We start from the raw sequence: 15,442 nt of genomic DNA on the forward strand, positions 1-15,442 counted from the left end.
ACCGCAGATAACGGTGTCTCGGATGTTGCATTGCAATATCTCCGGCAGGTGACAAGCGGAAATCGGCCGTCGAGAATGGCCGAAAAACATGGACAACAAAAAACCGAGGATGGAGATCATGGACCGGATTACGCACCTCTCGCCCGACTGGCAGGGCTGGATCACCGAGAACCTGCAGCGCGGGTGTACGCCGATGTCGCTGGTCGAGGTGATGGTCGAAAAGAACTTCGACCCGATGTTCGCCAACGCCGTGGTGTTCCAGCTGTCGAGCAGCGGCACGCCGCAGCCCGCCCAGCCGTCGCAGCCCGCCACGAACGGCTACCGCTACGAAGCGCCGCGCTTCAACCATGAAGGCAACGTGATCCGCACGGCCGACCGCGACGTACGCATCGTCAGCCGCATCGGCCAGCCGGTGATCGCGGTGCTCGACGGGCTGCTCTCGCACGAGGAGTGCGACGAGCTGATTCGCCAGTCCGAGCGCAAGCTGCAGCGCTCGACCATCGTCGATCCGCAGACCGGCAAGCACGAGGTCATCGCCGACCGCACCAGCTTCGGCACCTTCTTCACGCTGAACGAGAACGACTTCATCGCCCGGCTCGACGCGCGCATCGCCGCGGTGATGAACTGGCCGATCGAGAACGGCGAGGGCATCCAGATCCTCAACTACAAGACCGCCGGCGAGTACAAGCCGCACTACGACTACTTCCCGACCGCCGATCCGGGCAGCGCGGCGCATCTGGCCAACGGCGGCCAGCGCGTGTCGACGATGGTGATGTACCTGAACGACGTCGATACCGGCGGCGAGACGATTTTCCCCGAGCTCGGCGTATCGGTCGCGCCGAAGAAGGGCAGCGCGGTGTATTTCGAGTACACCAACAGCCACGGCGAAGTCGATCCGCTGACCCTGCACGGCGGCGCGCCGGTGCGGGATGGCGAGAAGTGGATCGCCACCAAGTGGATGCGCCAGCGCCGCTTCGGCTGAGCGCCGCTACCCTGCCGACCGCGCTCGCTGGCCGACTGCTGCGGCGGAAGGGAGCCCCTGCGGGACGTTTCGCGCGCCTTGCCGGCACCATTTCGTCAGTTTTTCCAGCGGCGCTACGCGACGCCGATCCAACTGAAAACGCCCTGCGATGCGGGGCGTTTTTCTTGGGCGGTGCCAGTTCGGGCGCCGGTCAGCACTGGTGCGGCGGGGCCGTATCGAGCGAAAAATCCCAGTAGGCGGCTTCGATCTTGTGGCCGTCCGGATCACGGACGAAGCAGCCGAAATACGGTTCGCCGTAGTCGGGCCGCGGACCGGGTTCGCCGTCGGCCGTCGCGCCGGCGGCCAGCGCCGCGTCGTAGAACGCCCGGACCGCGGCCTTGTCGGGCGCGGTAAAGCCGATGTGGGTGCCGTTGCCGACGTTGGCGGTCTGGCCGTCGATCGGTATCTGGATCCAGAACTCCGGGTAGTCGCGGCCGTAGGCGGCCGCACCGGGGAACTGCTCGAGGCGCTTGCAGCCGAGCGCCGGCATGACCGTGTCGTAGAACGCGACCGCGCGTTCGAAATCGTTGGTGCCGAGCGAAACGTGGGACAGCAGCGGCAGGTGGCTCATCGGTGTCTCCTTGCGGGGTGGGTCAGTCTTCGAGTGTGCCACCGTCATGCCGTTCAAAACAGGTCCTGCTGCTGTACCGGACGGCCGGTGATCTGCGCGTCGACACTGTCGTCGGCAAAGCGCAGCGCCACCTGATCGCCGCGGGCAAGCTCGCTGGCGTGCTGGACGACGCGGCCATCGGGGCGTTCGACCAGCGCATAGCCGCGTGCCAGTACCGCGTGCGGGTTCAGCGCCGCCAGACGGGCGGCAAGCGTATCGAGCCGGCGCCGGCCGGATTCGCCGCTGCGTGCGGCAGCCGACGACAGGCGCCGCTGCAGCTCGGCCAGCCTCTGGGCCTGCGCCGCCGTCTGCGGTTGCCGGTGGGCCAGTCGCAGCGCCAGCCGCTCCAGCCCGGCGCGCCGGTCGGCAAGCTGGCGGTTGCCGGCCTGGCCGAGCCGCAGCGCGAGCCCGGCGAGCCGGTCGCGCCGCTGTGCCAGCGCTTCGCCCGGATGGCGCAGCCGCCGGCCGAGCTGGTCGACGAGCTGCATCCGGCTGTGCAGGCCGCGTTCGAGCGCACGGCGAAGCCGCGCCGACTGCTGGCCCAGCCGCATCAGCCATTCGTCGCGGTTCGGGCTGGCGAGCTCGGCGGCGGCGGTCGGCGTCGGTGCGCGCACGTCGGCGACGAAGTCGGCAATGGTGAAGTCGGTTTCGTGACCGACGCCCGACACCACCGGCATCGGGCTGGCGGCGATGGCGCGGGCGACGACTTCTTCGTTGAACGACCACAGGTCTTCGAGACTGCCGCCGCCGCGGCAGACGATCAGCGTGTCGACCTCGTTGCGCTTGGCCGCGTTGCGGATCGCGGCGGCGATGTCGTTGGCGGCGGTCGCGCCCTGCACGGCGGTCGGATAGATGATCACCGGCAGGCCGGGGTGGCGGCGCCGGAGCGTCGTCAGCACGTCGCGCAGCGCGGCGGCCTTCGGCGACGTGACGATGCCGATTGCGCGCGGGAAGGTGGGTAGGGCGCGCTTGGCCGCGGCGTCGAACAGGCCCTCGGCGGCGAGCTTCTTCTTCAGGGCCTCGAACGCCTCGAACAGGTTGCCGACACCGGCCGGGCGCATCGCCTCGATCGTGAGCTGATAGTCGCCGCGCGCCTCGTACAGCGACACCACCGCGCGGACCTCGACCTGCAGGCCTTCCCTGGGCTGGAAATCGAGCAGCGCGGCGCGGTTGCGGAACATCACGCAGCGGACCTGCGCGCCGGCGTCCTTGAGGCTGAAATAGCAGTGGCCGGAGTCGTAGCGTTTGAAGTTGGAGAGCTCGCCGGCGATCCAGCGTATCGGAAATGAGCCTTCCAGTAAGTCACGAACCTGACGGTTCAGCTCGGACACTGTAATGACATTGACGCTTGACTTTTGGGAAAACATCTCGGCTCAGGGTCCTGTAATCCACAGAGGCCGCACTACGGCTGGCTTTGCGCTGGATGGGGTGGTTGTAGTTGAGGTTGTTATTGTAGTTTGTTGATTTTTATCGTTTTTATTATGTTTTCCGCCTTCGGATTGCACCGCGGCGTCTGGTAGTTGTTCCTTTCCTGCACAGCGCTGCACCGTTTTGTGCACATTGTTATCCACAGCCTGTTCGTAAGCATTGTGCTGTCAGCTTGCGCCGCTGCCGTCCGCCGCGCGGCCCCGCGATCATGGCGGCCCGCCACGGATCGCGCCGATTGGCAGCTTGCGGCTTTTCCGCTGCCGCCAATCCCGATACAGTTACGCGGTTTTCCGCATGCCTTTACTGGATTGATCCGAATGCTCGCCATCATCGAGGCCGCCGGCTGGCCGATCTGGACCATTATCGTCTGTTCCGTCACCGCGGTGACGATCATCATCGAGCGCCTGCTGTCGCTGCGCAAATCGCAGGTGCTGCCCGAGGGGCTTCTCGCCCGGGCGGTGCAGGAATACCGCAGCAGCGGCGTATCGCCGGAGATGCTGGGCAAGCTTGCCGCCTCGAGCCCGCTCGGCCGGGTGCTCGCCGCCGGCCTGAAGAACGTCAAGAGCTCGCGCGACATCATGAAGGAGTCGATCGAGGAAACCGGTTCGGCGGTCGCGCACCAGCTCGAACGCTACCTGAACACCCTCGGCACGATCGCCGCGGTGACGCCGCTGCTCGGCCTCTTGGGCACGGTGATCGGCATGATCGAGATTTTCGGCGCGCAATCGCCGACCGGCGGCACCGACCCGGCGACGCTGGCGCACGGGATTTCGGTCGCGCTGTACAACACCGCGTCGGGCATCATGGTCGCCGTGCCGGCACTGATGTTCTACCGCTATTTCCGCGGCAAGATCGACGACTTCCTCGTCGAAATGGAGCAGCAGGCCGTGAAGCTGGTCGAAGTCGTCCACGGCGACCGCAACTGAGGCGACGACGATGAAATTCCGCAAGGGGCGCCATCGCGACGAGCCGGAGATCAACTTCATCCCGCTGATCGACGTGATGCTGGTGATCCTGATCTTCCTGATGGCGACGACGACGTATTCGCGCTTCGCCGAGCTGAAGATCAACCTGCCGACCGCCGACGCCGAAAAGACCGTCGAGATGCCGCAATCGGTCCAGGTCGCGATCTCGGCCGCCGGCCAGTACAGCATCAACAACCAGACCACCACTTTCGGCAGCCAGGAGGCGTTTGCCGCCGAGCTGCGCCGCGCCGCCGGTGGCAACAACGACCCGATGATCGTCATCAACGCCGATTCGCAGGCGACGCACCAGAACGTCGTCAACGTGATGGAAGCGGCAAGGCTCGCCGGTTATGGCAAGCTGACCTTCGCGACGCAGACCGGCAAGTAGAAACCCGCCTCGTTCGGCGGCTGCGCCTTTGCATTTTGCCCTCGTCCGATGCTCGGAACCCCGCATGGGGGCTACCTTCGGGTCGTCCTCATGGACTTCATGTCCTTCCGGTTTCTGCGCTTCGGGCGTGAACAAACTGCTGCGGCTCGCTCGCCGACTCAGGCAGGTTTGCGGTTTGATCACAGTACCAAAACGGGGCCGATGCCCCGTTTTGCTTTTTCGCCGCCCGTACGGGCACAACGGGGACCACGCATGAGCTTGCCCGAACGCATCTGGTACGGCACCCACCCGCTGAAGTGGGCGCTGGCGCCGCTGTCACTGCTGTTTGCCGCGATCGGCGCACTGCGGCGCATGCTGTTCCGGCATGGACTCAAGCGGGTCGAGCACCTGCCGGTGCCGGTCGTCGTCGTCGGCAACCTGACCGCCGGCGGCACCGGCAAGACGCCATTGACGGCGTATCTGGCCCGCGCGCTGGCCGGGCGCGGCTTCACGCCCGGCATCATTTCGCGCGGCTACGGCGGCCAGGCCGAAGGCCCGACGCCGGTCGAACCGGACAGCGATCCGGCGCTGACCGGCGACGAGCCGGTGCTGCTGGCGCGTGCGGCCGGCGTGCCGGTGTTCGTCTGCCGCGATCGCGCCGCGGCCGGCAGGGCGCTGCTGGCGGTACATCCGCAGGTCGACGTGCTGCTGTGCGACGACGGCCTGCAGCACTACCGGCTGGGCCGCGATGTCGAGCTGTGCGTCGTCGACGGCGCGCGCGGTTTCGGCAATGGCTGGCTGCTGCCGGCCGGGCCGCTGCGCGAGCCGCTGTCGCGGCTGGCGGGCGTCGATGCCGTGGTTGTCAACGGCGCCGCCGCCCGTGCGCTGCATCCGCAGCAGTTCGCGCAGCAATTCGATATGACGTTGCGGCCGGGGCGGCTGTACCGGCTCGACGACGCGACGATCACTTGTGATGCCGCCGATCTGGCGGGCGACACGCTCGCTGCGGTCTGCGGCATCGGCAACCCCGCACGCTTTTTCGCCACGCTCGAAGCGCTCGGGTTGGCGTTTGGCCGCCATGCCTTCGCCGACCACCACGCCTATGTGGCGGGCGAATTGCCGCCCGGTACGCTGGTCACTACCGAGAAGGACGCGGTCAAACTGGCCGCGCAGCCGGAGATCAGGGGCGACGGTGCTAGAATCTGGGTTTTACCGGTCAACGCCATGCTGTCCCCGGACCTGGGGCAATGGCTCGCAACAAGGCTGCAAAATGGACGCAAAGCTGCTTGAAATCCTCGTCTGCCCGGTCTGCAAGGGCCCGCTCGTCTTCGATAAGGCGAAGCAGGAGCTGATCTGCAAGGGCGACCGACTCGCTTATCCGATCCGCGACGGCATTCCGGTGATGCTCGAGGGCGAGGCGCGCGAGCTCGATCCGACCGAAGAAGTCGGCGGCTGAGCGCGCGATGAAGTTCACGGTGATCATTCCGGCGCGGCTCAAGTCGACCCGCCTGCCCGACAAACCGCTGGCCGACATCGGCGGCAAGCCGATGATCGTCCGCGTCGTCGAACAGGCGCTGAAATCGGATGCCTACACGGTCTGCGTCGCGACCGACGACATGCGCATCCAGGACGCCGTGGCGCTGTCCGGGTATGTCAGCCTCCTGACGCGCGCAGACCATCCGTCGGGCACCGACCGGCTTGCCGAAGCGGTCGACAGGATGGGGCTGGCCGACGATGAAATCATCGTCAACGTCCAGGGCGACGAGCCGCTGATCGACCCGGCGCTGATCGACGCGGTCGCGGCGACGCTGGCTGCCGATCCGGCCCTGCCGATGGCGACCGCCTGCCACGCGATCGACTCGGCCGAGGACTTCCTCAACCCGAACGTCGTCAAGGTCGTCACCGACGCGGCGGGCCGGGCGCTGTACTTCAGCCGCGCGCCGATTCCGTGGCCGCGGGACGCGTTCGCGCTTGATCGCGGCGCGCTGCCCGACGGTGTCGTGCCGCAGCGGCACATCGGCATCTACGCCTATCGGGCCGGATTCCTGCGTACTTACCGCGATCTGTCGCCTTCGCCGCTCGAAGGGATCGAAGCGCTGGAACAGCTGAGGGTGCTGTGGCATGGTTACGGCATCGGTGTTCATGTTGCAGCGCACGCACCGGCCGCCGGCGTCGATACGCCGGAAGACCTCGAACGCGTGCGCCGGCTGCTGGCACAACAGAATTACTAACCACTAAAACAGAGACCACGATGAAACTGATCCTCCTCGGCGCGCCCGGCGCAGGCAAGGGCACGCAGGCGAACTACATCAAGGAAAAGTTCGGCATCCCGCAAATCTCCACCGGCGACATGCTGCGCGCGGCGGTCAAGGCCGGCACGCCGCTGGGCCTCGAAGCCAAGGCGATCATGGATGCGGGCGGTCTGGTGCGTGACGACATCATCATCGGTCTCGTGAAGGAACGCATTGCCGAGGCCGACTGCGCCAACGGCTTCCTGTTCGACGGCTTTCCGCGCACGATCCCGCAAGCCGAAGCGATGCGCGAAGCCGGCGTCGACATCGACTACGTGGTCGAGATCGCCGTGCCGGACGAAGCCATCGTCGAACGGATGGCTGGCCGTCGCGTGCACCCGGCGTCGGGCCGCAGCTACCACGTCAAGTTCAACCCGCCCAAGGTTGAAGGCAAGGACGACGTGACCGGCGAGGACCTGATCCAGCGTGCCGACGACGTCGAAGAAACCGTCAAGAAGCGTCTGGCCGTGTACCACGAACAGACCGCGGTGCTGGTCGGCTTCTACGGCCAGTTGGCTGCGTCCGGCGACGTGAAGGCGCCGAAGTACGTCAAGGTCGACGGTGTCGGCGCGGTCGAAACGATCCGTGACGACATCTTCAAGGCGCTGGCCTGATCGCCTGAGCCGTACAACGACAGCGCCCCGCCCAGCGGGGCGTTGTTGTATCCGCCGCCGGAATCCAGGGCCTGTCGTCATGAGTTTCGCGGCTGCGCTGTACCGAAAAAGGGCCAGCCACAAGGCGCGCGACACCGGTAATAACGAGTTGTTTCCAAGGAGCGCAACGTAGTGGATGGTCTTTTTTCGGCTCAGCCCTTCGGGCTCGGGGCATTTCGGGCGCCGCGCGGTGTCGTCAGCCACTTGCGGTACGCGTACCGCGGCGTGACTGGCTTCGTGCACGCCATCCCGAACTGCCCCGAACGCAGTCGTGAAACTCATGACGACAGGCCCTAGATGCGCCTTTCCGTCCTCCTGCCTTACTTCAACACGCCGTGGCCGCTGCTGCGGGCGCAGCTCGATTCGATCTCGGCCGCCGATCTGCGCGGCTTTGCCGGCGTCGAACTCGTGCTGGTCGACGACGGCTCGGCATCGACGCTGGCCGACGCGGTCGATGCGTGGGCGGGCAGGGCGCCGTTCGCCGTGCGCCACCTGCGCCACGACGGCAACCGCGGTCTGGCGAATGCGCTGAATACCGCGATGGCGCAGGCCACCGGTGACTGGCTGGCGTTTGCCGACGGCGACGACCTGACGCATCCGCGGCGTTTCGCCGTGCAGGCGGCGTATCTGTCGGCGCATCCCGATCTTGTCGCTGCCGGCGCCGACATGGTCGAACTGGCGCCGGACGGGACGCGAGGCCGTTGCCGGCGTTTTCCGGTCGACGATGCGGCGATCCGGGTCGAGCTGCTGTTCTACTGCGCGATGGCGCAGCCGGCGCTGATGCTGCGCCGCGCCGCGTGGGCGGCGCTCGACGTCTGGCGAACGCCCGGTACGGGCATGGCCGAGGACTGGGATTTCTTCGTCCGGCTTGCCGGGCACGGCAGGCTTGGCAGTTGCGGCCAGCCGCTGGTCGACTACCGGCTGCACCCGGCGCAGATGACCGCGACGCTGTCGGCCGCAACGCCGCACCCGGCGGTGCTGGCGCTGTGGCGGCGCCAGCTGGCCGCGATGGGGGTCGACGTCGATGACGGCCTGCTGGCGGTGCACGCCGCGCTGTCGCCGTACTGGCTGTGGCCGTATGGCGATCCGGCGGTCCGTCTGCCTGCGGACGATGTCCACCACTGGCATGCGGCGCTGCTGGCGGCCAACGCCGCCAGCGGCCGCTATGATCCCGACTGGCTGGCGGCGTGTCTGGCGCCGCTGCGCGCCAGGGGGCTGGCGGGCCGCGGTGCATCGTACGGCGTGCCGCCCGAGCGCTTGTTCGGCTGCGGATGACGATCATCGGCCGGTTTCCACCGAGTCCGGCTTGCATGTTGCTGCGCAGCTTATAAAAGAACTACGTCAGCTAATAGACGGGGTGAGATATGAGCAAGCCGAGTGGGTATTCGGGCGAGATGGCGCTGCCGCAGCAGATCCTCGCCTATCCGCATGCGTGTCCGGGCTGCCGTCGGGCCTACGACAGCTACGACGCCTTTACCGGGCAGACCACCGAGGCCGAGGCGCCGCCATCGGTCGAAAGCCAGGCCGGCTCGGTCAGCCGCTGGCGGCGCTGCGGCTGCGGCGAGGTGATGCAGACCTGTCAGGTCGAGCGGCGCAGCCATGGCGATCTGCGCGGCGAGTTCGATCATGTGCTCGAAGCGCTGACCGCGCAGGGCATGCCGCACGAGGACGTGCGGCTCGAGCTGCGCAAGGTGATGCGCGGCGATCCGGGCGAGCTGCTGAACTGGCTCTACCGCTCGGTGGCGTAAGCCGGCGCCGTGGCCGTGCAGACGCTCGACCGGACGACGGCCGGCGCGGTCGGCCGCGGCCGATCGTCCAAGCCCGTCATGCGTCGCCGGGCTGCCGGCGAGCACGCTGCGGCGCCCCGCACGGCACGGGTTCGACACCGGTTGCCGGGGCCTGGCGGTGATCCGTGCCGGGGCGTCGCGCCGCCGCGGCGCAATCGCCAATACCCCGCACCGGGATTGCCCCATGTCGGAAACTCCCGATGGCCGGCCCTGCTGCACTGCGCCAAATTAGTAAAAGAAACCCAGCTCGGAGCCGGCCATGCCGAAGAATGCGCTTTACGCCCAATCGGGCGGTGTCACCCCGGTCATCAATGCCTCTGCCTACGGCGTCATCAGCGCCGCGCGGCGCCACCCCGACGTCATCGGCACCGTTTACGCCGCGCAGAACGGCATTCTCGGCGCGCTTGACGAGGTGCTGATCGATACCGCCCAGTTGAGCGAATCCCAACTCGCCGCGCTGAAGACGACGCCCGGCGGCGCCTTCGGCTCGTGCCGCCACAAGCTGCGCCACGGCGCCGAGCTGACCCGGCTGTTCGAACTGTTCGCCGCGCACGACATCGGCTACCTGTTCTACAACGGCGGCGGCGATTCGGCCGACACCTGCCTCAAGGTCGCCGAATTCGCCCAGTACCACGGCTACGACCTGACCGCGGTGCACGTACCCAAGACCATCGACAACGACCTGCCGCACAGCGACTGCTCGCCGGGCTTCGGCTCGGTCGCCAAGTACGTCGGCACCGCGATCCGCGAGGCCGGCCTCGATGTCGCGTCGATGGCGGCCAGCTCGACCAAGGTCTTCATCCTCGAGGTGATGGGCCGCCATACCGGCTGGATTGCCGCATCGGCCGGCCTTGCCGCGCAGGACAACGACGCGGCACCGCACCTGATCCTGACGCCGGAAGTCGCCTTCGAGCCGGGCCGATTCCTCAAGGCGGTGAAGGAAACGATCGCCCGCGTCGGCTACTGCACCATTGTCGCCGCCGAAGGCACGCGCGACGCCAAGGGCACCTTCCTGTCCGAAGCCGGCGGTGCCGATGCGTTCGGCCACATCCAGCTCGGCGGCGTCGCACCGATTCTCGCCAAGCTGATCAAGGACGAGCTCGGCCACAAGTGCCACTGGGCCGTTGCCGACTACCTGCAGCGCGCCGCGCGGCACATCGCCTCGGCGACCGACCTCGCGCAGGCGATCGCCGTCGGCGAAGCCGCGGTCGAATTCGCGGTCAAGGGCCAGCGCAGTGTGATGCCGGCGATCATCCGCGAGGACAGCGAACCATACCGCTGGCGCATCGACGCCGTGCCGCTGGCCGACGTCGCCAACCGCGAGAAGCCGCTGCCGCGCGAATACCTCGATGCCGACGGCTGGCGCCTCTCGGCCGAGGGCCGCGCGTACTTTGCCCCGCTGATCGTCGGCGAGGCGCCGCCGCCGTTCGTCGACGGGCTGCCGGCTTATCCGCGCTGGCAATTTTCCCACCTGCCGAAAAAACTGATTCCGTTCGAACGCGGCTGAATTTAGGGTGGAGGGATGACCGCCGCGATCCTCTCCTACATCCTCGCTGCCTTGCTGGCGCTGCTGCCGATCACCAATCCGCTGTCGGCGGCGCCGCTGGTGCTGTCGATCACCGCCGACCTCTCCGACGAGGAGCGGCAGCGGCAGCTCAAGCGCGCCTGCATCTACATGGCCGAGATCCTGATCGTGTTCCTGCTGGTCGGGGCGCTGATCATGGACTTCTTCAGCATCTCGATTCCGGGGCTGCGGATCGCCGGCGGGCTGATCATCAGCTACCTCGGCTTCCGGATGCTGTTCCCGCCCGAGAACGGCCCGCTGCCGAACGCCGCCAAGCAGGAGGCCAAGCGCAAGCAGGACGTCTCGTTCACGCCGCTGGCGATGCCGTCGCTGGCCGGGCCGGGGTCGATCGCCGCGGTGATCTCGCTGTCGTCGACGATCCACAACAGCACGGTGCTGCCCTTGTGGCTCGGCTACGCGTCGGTCTGCATCGGCATCATGCTGACCGCGCTGATCAACTGGCTGCTGCTGCGCGTCGCGTTCAAGCTGTACTGGAAGCTCGGCGAAACCGGCCTCAACGCCATCGCCCGGCTGATGGGCTTCTTCCTGATCTGCATCGGTATCCAGTTCTTCATCGACGGCATTGCCGGCCTGCTGCGCGATCCGTCGTTCTGGCCGGGGGCGGCCGCAGGCTGACCGGCGCGTGCAATGAAAAAACCGGCCCCGAGGCCGGTTCTTTCATTGCGGCAGCCTGGCAAAGCCCAACGGCACGCCGGTGCGCTCGGCGATGTCGTGGCGGCTGACGCCGGGGGCGAGTTCGATCACCTCGATGCCGCCCGGCCCGAGCTGCAGCACGCCCAGATCGGTGATGATCAGGTCGACCACGCCCACGCCGGTCAGCGGCAGCGTGCACTGCGGCAGGATCTTGATGTCCTCGCTGCCGTCCTTTTTCTTCGCGACGTGTTCCATCAGCACGATCACCCGTTTGACGCCGGCGACGAGGTCCATCGCGCCGCCCATGCCCTTGACCATCTTGCCCGGGATCATCCAGTTGGCCAGGTCGCCCGATTCGCTGACCTGCATCGCGCCGAGGATGGCGAGGTTGATCTTGCCGCCGCGGATCATCCCGAACGAGTCGGCCGAGCTGAACGTCGCCGAGCCGGGCAGGGCGGTGATCGTCTGCTTGCCGGCGTTGATCAGGTCGGCGTCGATCTGCGTCTCGGTCGGGAAGGGGCCGATGCCGAGCAGGCCGTTCTCCGACTGCAGCCACACTTCGACCCCGGCGGGGATGTGGTTGGCGACCAAGGTCGGCAGGCCGATGCCGAGGTTCACGTAATAGCCGTCCTGCAGCTCCTGCGCCGCGCGCGCGGCCATCTGTTCACGGGTCCAGGCCATGTCAGTCTCCTTGGCGCGTGGTGCGCTGTTCGATGCGTTTTTCCGGGCGGGCGTTGTGCACCAGCCGGTGGACGAAGATGCCCGGCGTGTGGATCTCGTCCGGATCGAGTTCGCCGGCCGCGACGATGATCTCGGCCTCGGCGACGGTGATCCGCCCGGCGGTGGCGACGTTCGGGTTGAAGTTGCGCGCGGTGCGCCGGTAGACGAGATTGCCGGCGGTATCGGCCTTCCACGCCTTGACCAGCGATACGTCGGCGACGAGCGCGTGCTCGAGGATGTGCGGCACGCCGTCGAACTCGCGCACCTCCTTGCCCTCGGCCACCAGCGTGCCGTAGCCGGTGCGGGTGAAGAACGCCGGGATGCCGGCGCCGCCGGCGCGCAGCTTCTCGGCCAGCGTGCCCTGCGGCGTGAATTCGAGCTCGAGCTCGCCGGCGAGGTACTGGCGCTCGAACTCCTTGTTCTCGCCGACGTAGGACGAAATCATCTTGCTGATCTGCCGCGATTCGAGCAGCTGGCCGAGGCCGAAGCCGTCGACGCCGGCGTTGTTCGAGATCGCCGTCAGATTGCGTACGCCGCTGTCGCGCAGCGCCGCGATCAGCGCCTCGGGAATGCCGCAGAGGCCGAAGCCGCCGACGGCGACGGTCTGGCCGTCACGGACGATGTCGGCCAGCGCGCTGGCGGCATCGGGGTAGAGCTTGTTCATGGTGTTCCTCCTTAAAAGCGGGGGCTGGCGTTTCTTCGATGTTCGGTGACCGGTGGTCAGCGCAAGCCAGCCTCAGCGGGCGAGCGAGCCAAAGCAGTTCGTTTCCGCCCGGAGCACAGGAACCGCAATGGACTCGATGTCCATGAGGACGACCCGAAGGTAGTCCCCTTGCGGGGTTCCGAGCACCGGACGGGGACGAAATGCGCAGGCGCAGCCGCCCGATGAGGTTGGCTTCATTGGGCGGCCCAGCCGCCGTCGATGTTCCACGCCGCCCCGCGCACCTGTGCCGCCGCGTCGCTGCACAGGAACAAGGCCAGCGCGCCGAGCTGCTCGGGCGTGACGAACTCGGCCGAAGGCTGCTTCTCGAGCAGCAGCGCTTTCTGTTCGGCGGCGAAGTCGCGACCGCTCTGGCCGGCGCGGGCGTCGATCTGCTGGCGCACCAGCGGCGTCAGCACCCAGCCCGGGCACAGCGCGTTGCAGGTGATCGCGGTGCCGGCCGTTTCGAGCGCGACCGCCTTGGTCAGCCCGACGAGGCCATGCTTGGCGGCGACGTAGGCCGACTTGTTGGCCGATGCGACCAGGCCGTGCACCGAGGCGATGTTGACGATGCGGCCCCAGCCGCGCGCCTTCATGCCCGGAATCGCCAGCCGCGTCGTGTGGAATGCCGACGACAGGTTGATCGCGAGGACCGCGTCCCACTTCTCGGGCGCGAAATCGTCGACCGGCGCCACGTGCTGGATGCCGGCGTTGTTGACGACGATGTCGGCGCCGCCGAACTCGGCGTCGGCAAAGCGCATCAGCGCTTCGATCTCCTCGGGCCGGCTCATGTCGGCGCCGTGGTGGCGGACCTTGACGCCCAGACGCTCGATCTGGCCGATCGCCGCCTCGACGTCGCCGAAACCGTTGAGCACGATGTCGGCGCCGTTTTGCGCCAGCGTGCGGGCGATGCCCAGACCGATGCCGCTGGTCGAGCCGGTGACGAGGGCGGTCTTGCCTTTCAGTGTGGTCATGCAGGGCTTCCTAGTAAGCGATCGCCAGTAGGGGAGCGAGCCAAGGCAGTTTGGTGTCGCCCGAAGCGCAGGAACCGGAATGGACATGTGGTCCATGAGGACGACCCGAAGGTAGCCCCCTTGCGGGGTTCCGAGCATCGGACGACGGCAAAATGCGCAGGCGCAGCCGCCTAATGGGGATTGGTTGTTAGACCAGGCCGGTCAGGTAGTAGGTGGCAATGACGACGAAGACGGCGAGCGTCTTGATCACGGTGACGGCGAAGATGTCGCGGTAGGACTCGCGGTGGGTGAGGCCGGTGACCGCGAGCACGGTGATCACCGCGCCGTTGTGCGGAAGCGTGTCCATGCCGCCGCTGGCCATCGCGACCACGCGGTGCAGCACCTCGAGCGGAATCCCGGCGGCCTGGCAGGCCGCGATGAAATGCTCGGACATCGCCGCGAGCGCGATGCTCATCCCGCCCGACGCCGAGCCGGTGATGCCGGCGAGCGAGCTGACGGTGACCGCGGCGTTGACCAGCGGGTTCGGGATGCTCTGCAGCGCCTCGCGGATGACGATGAAGCCCGGCAGCGCCGCGATCACCGCGCCGAAGCCGTATTCGGACGCGGTGTTCATCGCCGCGAGCATGGCGCCGCCGATCGCGGTCTTGGTCCCCTCGGCGATCCTTTGCTTCACCGTGCCGAAGGCGGTGACCAGCACGAAGACGATGCCGAGCAGCAGCGCGGCCTCGACCGCCCAGATCGCGGTGATCGTCGGGATCGCCGTCGTCACCGGCTTGGCCATGCCCGGCAGCGCCAGCACGTGCTCCTTGCCGTACCAGAGCGGGATCGCCTTAGTGAACGCGTAGTTGGCGACGCCGATCAGGAACAGCGGCGCGACGGCGAGCCACGGCGACGGCAGACGGCTGGTGTCGACCGGTTCGGGCTCGTTGACAAGGCTGCTGCCGTAGCCTTCGCCCTTGGCCTGCAGCGAGCGGCGGCGCCAGTCGAGGTAGGCGATGCCGACCACGGTGATGAAGATCGCGCCGACGACGCCGAGCACCGGCGCCGCCCACGTCGTGGTCTTGAAGAACGTCGTCGGGATGATGTTCTGGATCTGCGGCGTGCCCGGCAGTGCATCCATCGTGAACGAGAACGCGCCGAGCGCGATCACGCCGGGAATCAGCCGCTTCGGGATCTGGCTCTGGCGGAACAGCTCGGCCGCGAACGGGTAGACGGCGAAGACGACGACGAACAGCGATACGCCGCCGTAGGTCAGCAGCGCACAGACGGCCACGATGACGGTGATGGCGCGGCTGGCGCCGATCCAGCGGATCACCGCGGCGACGATGGCCTTGGAGAAGCCCGACAGCTCGACGAGCTTGCCGAAGACCGACCCGAGCAGGAAGACCGGAAAGTAGAGCTTGATGAAGCCGACCATCTTGTCCATGAACACGCCGGAAAACACCGGCGCGACCAGCGACGGATCGGTCAGCAGTACCGCGCCGAGCGCGGCGATCGGCGCCATCAGGATGACGCTGTAGCCGCGGTAGGCGACGAACATCAGGAAGACGAGTGCGGCAAGTGCAATGACGAAAGCCATGAATGCTCCTCCAGTGGATGAGTGCTAACGGCGGTGATCATGCCCCTGCCACCACGCGTCGCGCCGGCACCCGGCGGGATGAGCCCCGCCTTGGTGCGCTGCCAGTATGGGAGCAAATTTCGTACCAGT

The 15,442-nt window shown here is 67.3% G+C and carries 17 protein-coding genes; 11 read left to right on the forward strand and 6 right to left on the reverse strand.

The features are described 5' to 3' along the window. The first annotated feature begins 118 nt into the window (after window positions 1-118). On the forward strand, window positions 119-982 hold the full coding sequence (locus BJP62_RS14605; protein WP_145927215.1) for a 2OG-Fe(II) oxygenase: 864 nt from the start codon (window positions 119-121) through the stop codon (window positions 980-982). A 190-nt stretch (window positions 983-1,172) separates the two neighbouring features. Here the strand turns inward: BJP62_RS14605 and BJP62_RS14610 are convergent, their stop codons facing one another. Together BJP62_RS14610 and xseA are read right to left on the reverse strand one after the other, a co-directional pair. Further along, window positions 1,173-1,592: a VOC family protein gene (locus tag BJP62_RS14610; protein ID WP_070530746.1), complete on the reverse strand. Its 420-nt coding sequence runs from the start codon at window positions 1,590-1,592 to the stop codon at window positions 1,173-1,175. 53 nt (window positions 1,593-1,645) lie between these two features. After that, complete coding sequence (gene xseA / locus BJP62_RS14615; RefSeq protein WP_070530748.1) at window positions 1,646-2,998, reverse strand: exodeoxyribonuclease VII large subunit; 1,353 nt, start codon at window positions 2,996-2,998, stop codon at window positions 1,646-1,648. Window positions 2,999-3,376: 378 nt separating this feature from the next. On the opposite strand from xseA, the gene BJP62_RS14620 reads away from it, so the two are divergent. The 10 genes from BJP62_RS14620 (at window position 3,377) to BJP62_RS14665 (ending at window position 11,322) form a co-directional block, all read left to right on the forward strand. Further along, window positions 3,377-3,985, forward strand: coding sequence for a MotA/TolQ/ExbB proton channel family protein (locus BJP62_RS14620; RefSeq protein ID WP_070530750.1), 609 nt, complete (start codon window positions 3,377-3,379; stop codon window positions 3,983-3,985). A 10-nt stretch (window positions 3,986-3,995) separates the two neighbouring features. Next, entirely contained in the window at window positions 3,996-4,412 is a 417-nt protein-coding gene (locus tag BJP62_RS14625; protein ID WP_070530753.1) for a biopolymer transporter ExbD, read from the forward strand. A gap of 252 nt (window positions 4,413-4,664) precedes the next feature. Further along, window positions 4,665-5,681: a tetraacyldisaccharide 4'-kinase gene (lpxK, locus tag BJP62_RS14630; RefSeq protein ID WP_070530755.1), complete on the forward strand. Its 1,017-nt coding sequence runs from the start codon at window positions 4,665-4,667 to the stop codon at window positions 5,679-5,681. Then, window positions 5,662-5,847 (forward strand): Trm112 family protein, encoded by a 186-nt coding sequence (locus BJP62_RS14635; protein WP_070530757.1) that lies wholly within the window; start codon window positions 5,662-5,664, stop codon window positions 5,845-5,847. The genes lpxK and BJP62_RS14635 overlap by 20 nt, the downstream gene beginning before the upstream one ends. Before the next feature lie 7 nt (window positions 5,848-5,854). Further along, a complete protein-coding gene (kdsB, locus tag BJP62_RS14640; protein ID WP_070530760.1) occupies window positions 5,855-6,622 on the forward strand; it encodes a 3-deoxy-manno-octulosonate cytidylyltransferase in 768 nt (255 codons plus the stop codon). Between the two features lie 20 nt (window positions 6,623-6,642). Continuing rightward, complete coding sequence (gene adk, locus BJP62_RS14645; RefSeq protein WP_070530762.1) at window positions 6,643-7,296, forward strand: adenylate kinase; 654 nt, start codon at window positions 6,643-6,645, stop codon at window positions 7,294-7,296. 336 nt (window positions 7,297-7,632) lie between these two features. Then, window positions 7,633-8,610 carry a glycosyltransferase family A protein gene (locus BJP62_RS14650; RefSeq protein ID WP_070530763.1) on the forward strand — a complete coding sequence of 326 codons (978 nt, stop codon included), beginning with the start codon at window positions 7,633-7,635 and terminating at the stop codon, window positions 8,608-8,610. Between the two features lie 89 nt (window positions 8,611-8,699). Continuing rightward, complete coding sequence (locus tag BJP62_RS14655) at window positions 8,700-9,083, forward strand: hypothetical protein (RefSeq protein ID WP_145927216.1); 384 nt, start codon at window positions 8,700-8,702, stop codon at window positions 9,081-9,083. 298 nt (window positions 9,084-9,381) lie between these two features. Then, on the forward strand, window positions 9,382-10,629 hold the full coding sequence (locus BJP62_RS14660) for a 6-phosphofructokinase (RefSeq protein ID WP_070530767.1): 1,248 nt from the start codon (window positions 9,382-9,384) through the stop codon (window positions 10,627-10,629). Between the two features lie 15 nt (window positions 10,630-10,644). After that, entirely contained in the window at window positions 10,645-11,322 is a 678-nt protein-coding gene (locus tag BJP62_RS14665) for a MarC family NAAT transporter (protein WP_070530769.1), read from the forward strand. Between the two features lie 42 nt (window positions 11,323-11,364). On the opposite strand, the gene BJP62_RS14670 is transcribed toward BJP62_RS14665, so the two are convergent. From BJP62_RS14670 to BJP62_RS14685, 4 genes are all read right to left on the reverse strand, one after another. Further along, entirely contained in the window at window positions 11,365-12,021 is a 657-nt protein-coding gene (locus tag BJP62_RS14670) for a 3-oxoacid CoA-transferase subunit B (protein ID WP_070530770.1), read from the reverse strand. A gap of 1 nt (window position 12,022) precedes the next feature. Continuing rightward, the gene (locus BJP62_RS14675; RefSeq protein ID WP_070530772.1) at window positions 12,023-12,724 is read right to left on the reverse strand and encodes a CoA transferase subunit A; all 702 of its coding nucleotides are present in this window, start codon (window positions 12,722-12,724) and stop codon (window positions 12,023-12,025) included. Between the two features lie 233 nt (window positions 12,725-12,957). After that, window positions 12,958-13,734 carry a 3-hydroxybutyrate dehydrogenase gene (locus BJP62_RS14680; protein WP_070530774.1) on the reverse strand — a complete coding sequence of 259 codons (777 nt, stop codon included), beginning with the start codon at window positions 13,732-13,734 and terminating at the stop codon, window positions 12,958-12,960. Between the two features lie 187 nt (window positions 13,735-13,921). Next, entirely contained in the window at window positions 13,922-15,313 is a 1,392-nt protein-coding gene (locus BJP62_RS14685) for a GntP family permease (RefSeq protein WP_070530776.1), read from the reverse strand. Window positions 15,314-15,442 lie beyond the last annotated feature (129 nt).

Source organism: Jeongeupia sp. USM3, assembly GCF_001808185.1.
GTDB lineage: Bacteria > Pseudomonadota > Gammaproteobacteria > Burkholderiales > Chitinibacteraceae > Jeongeupia.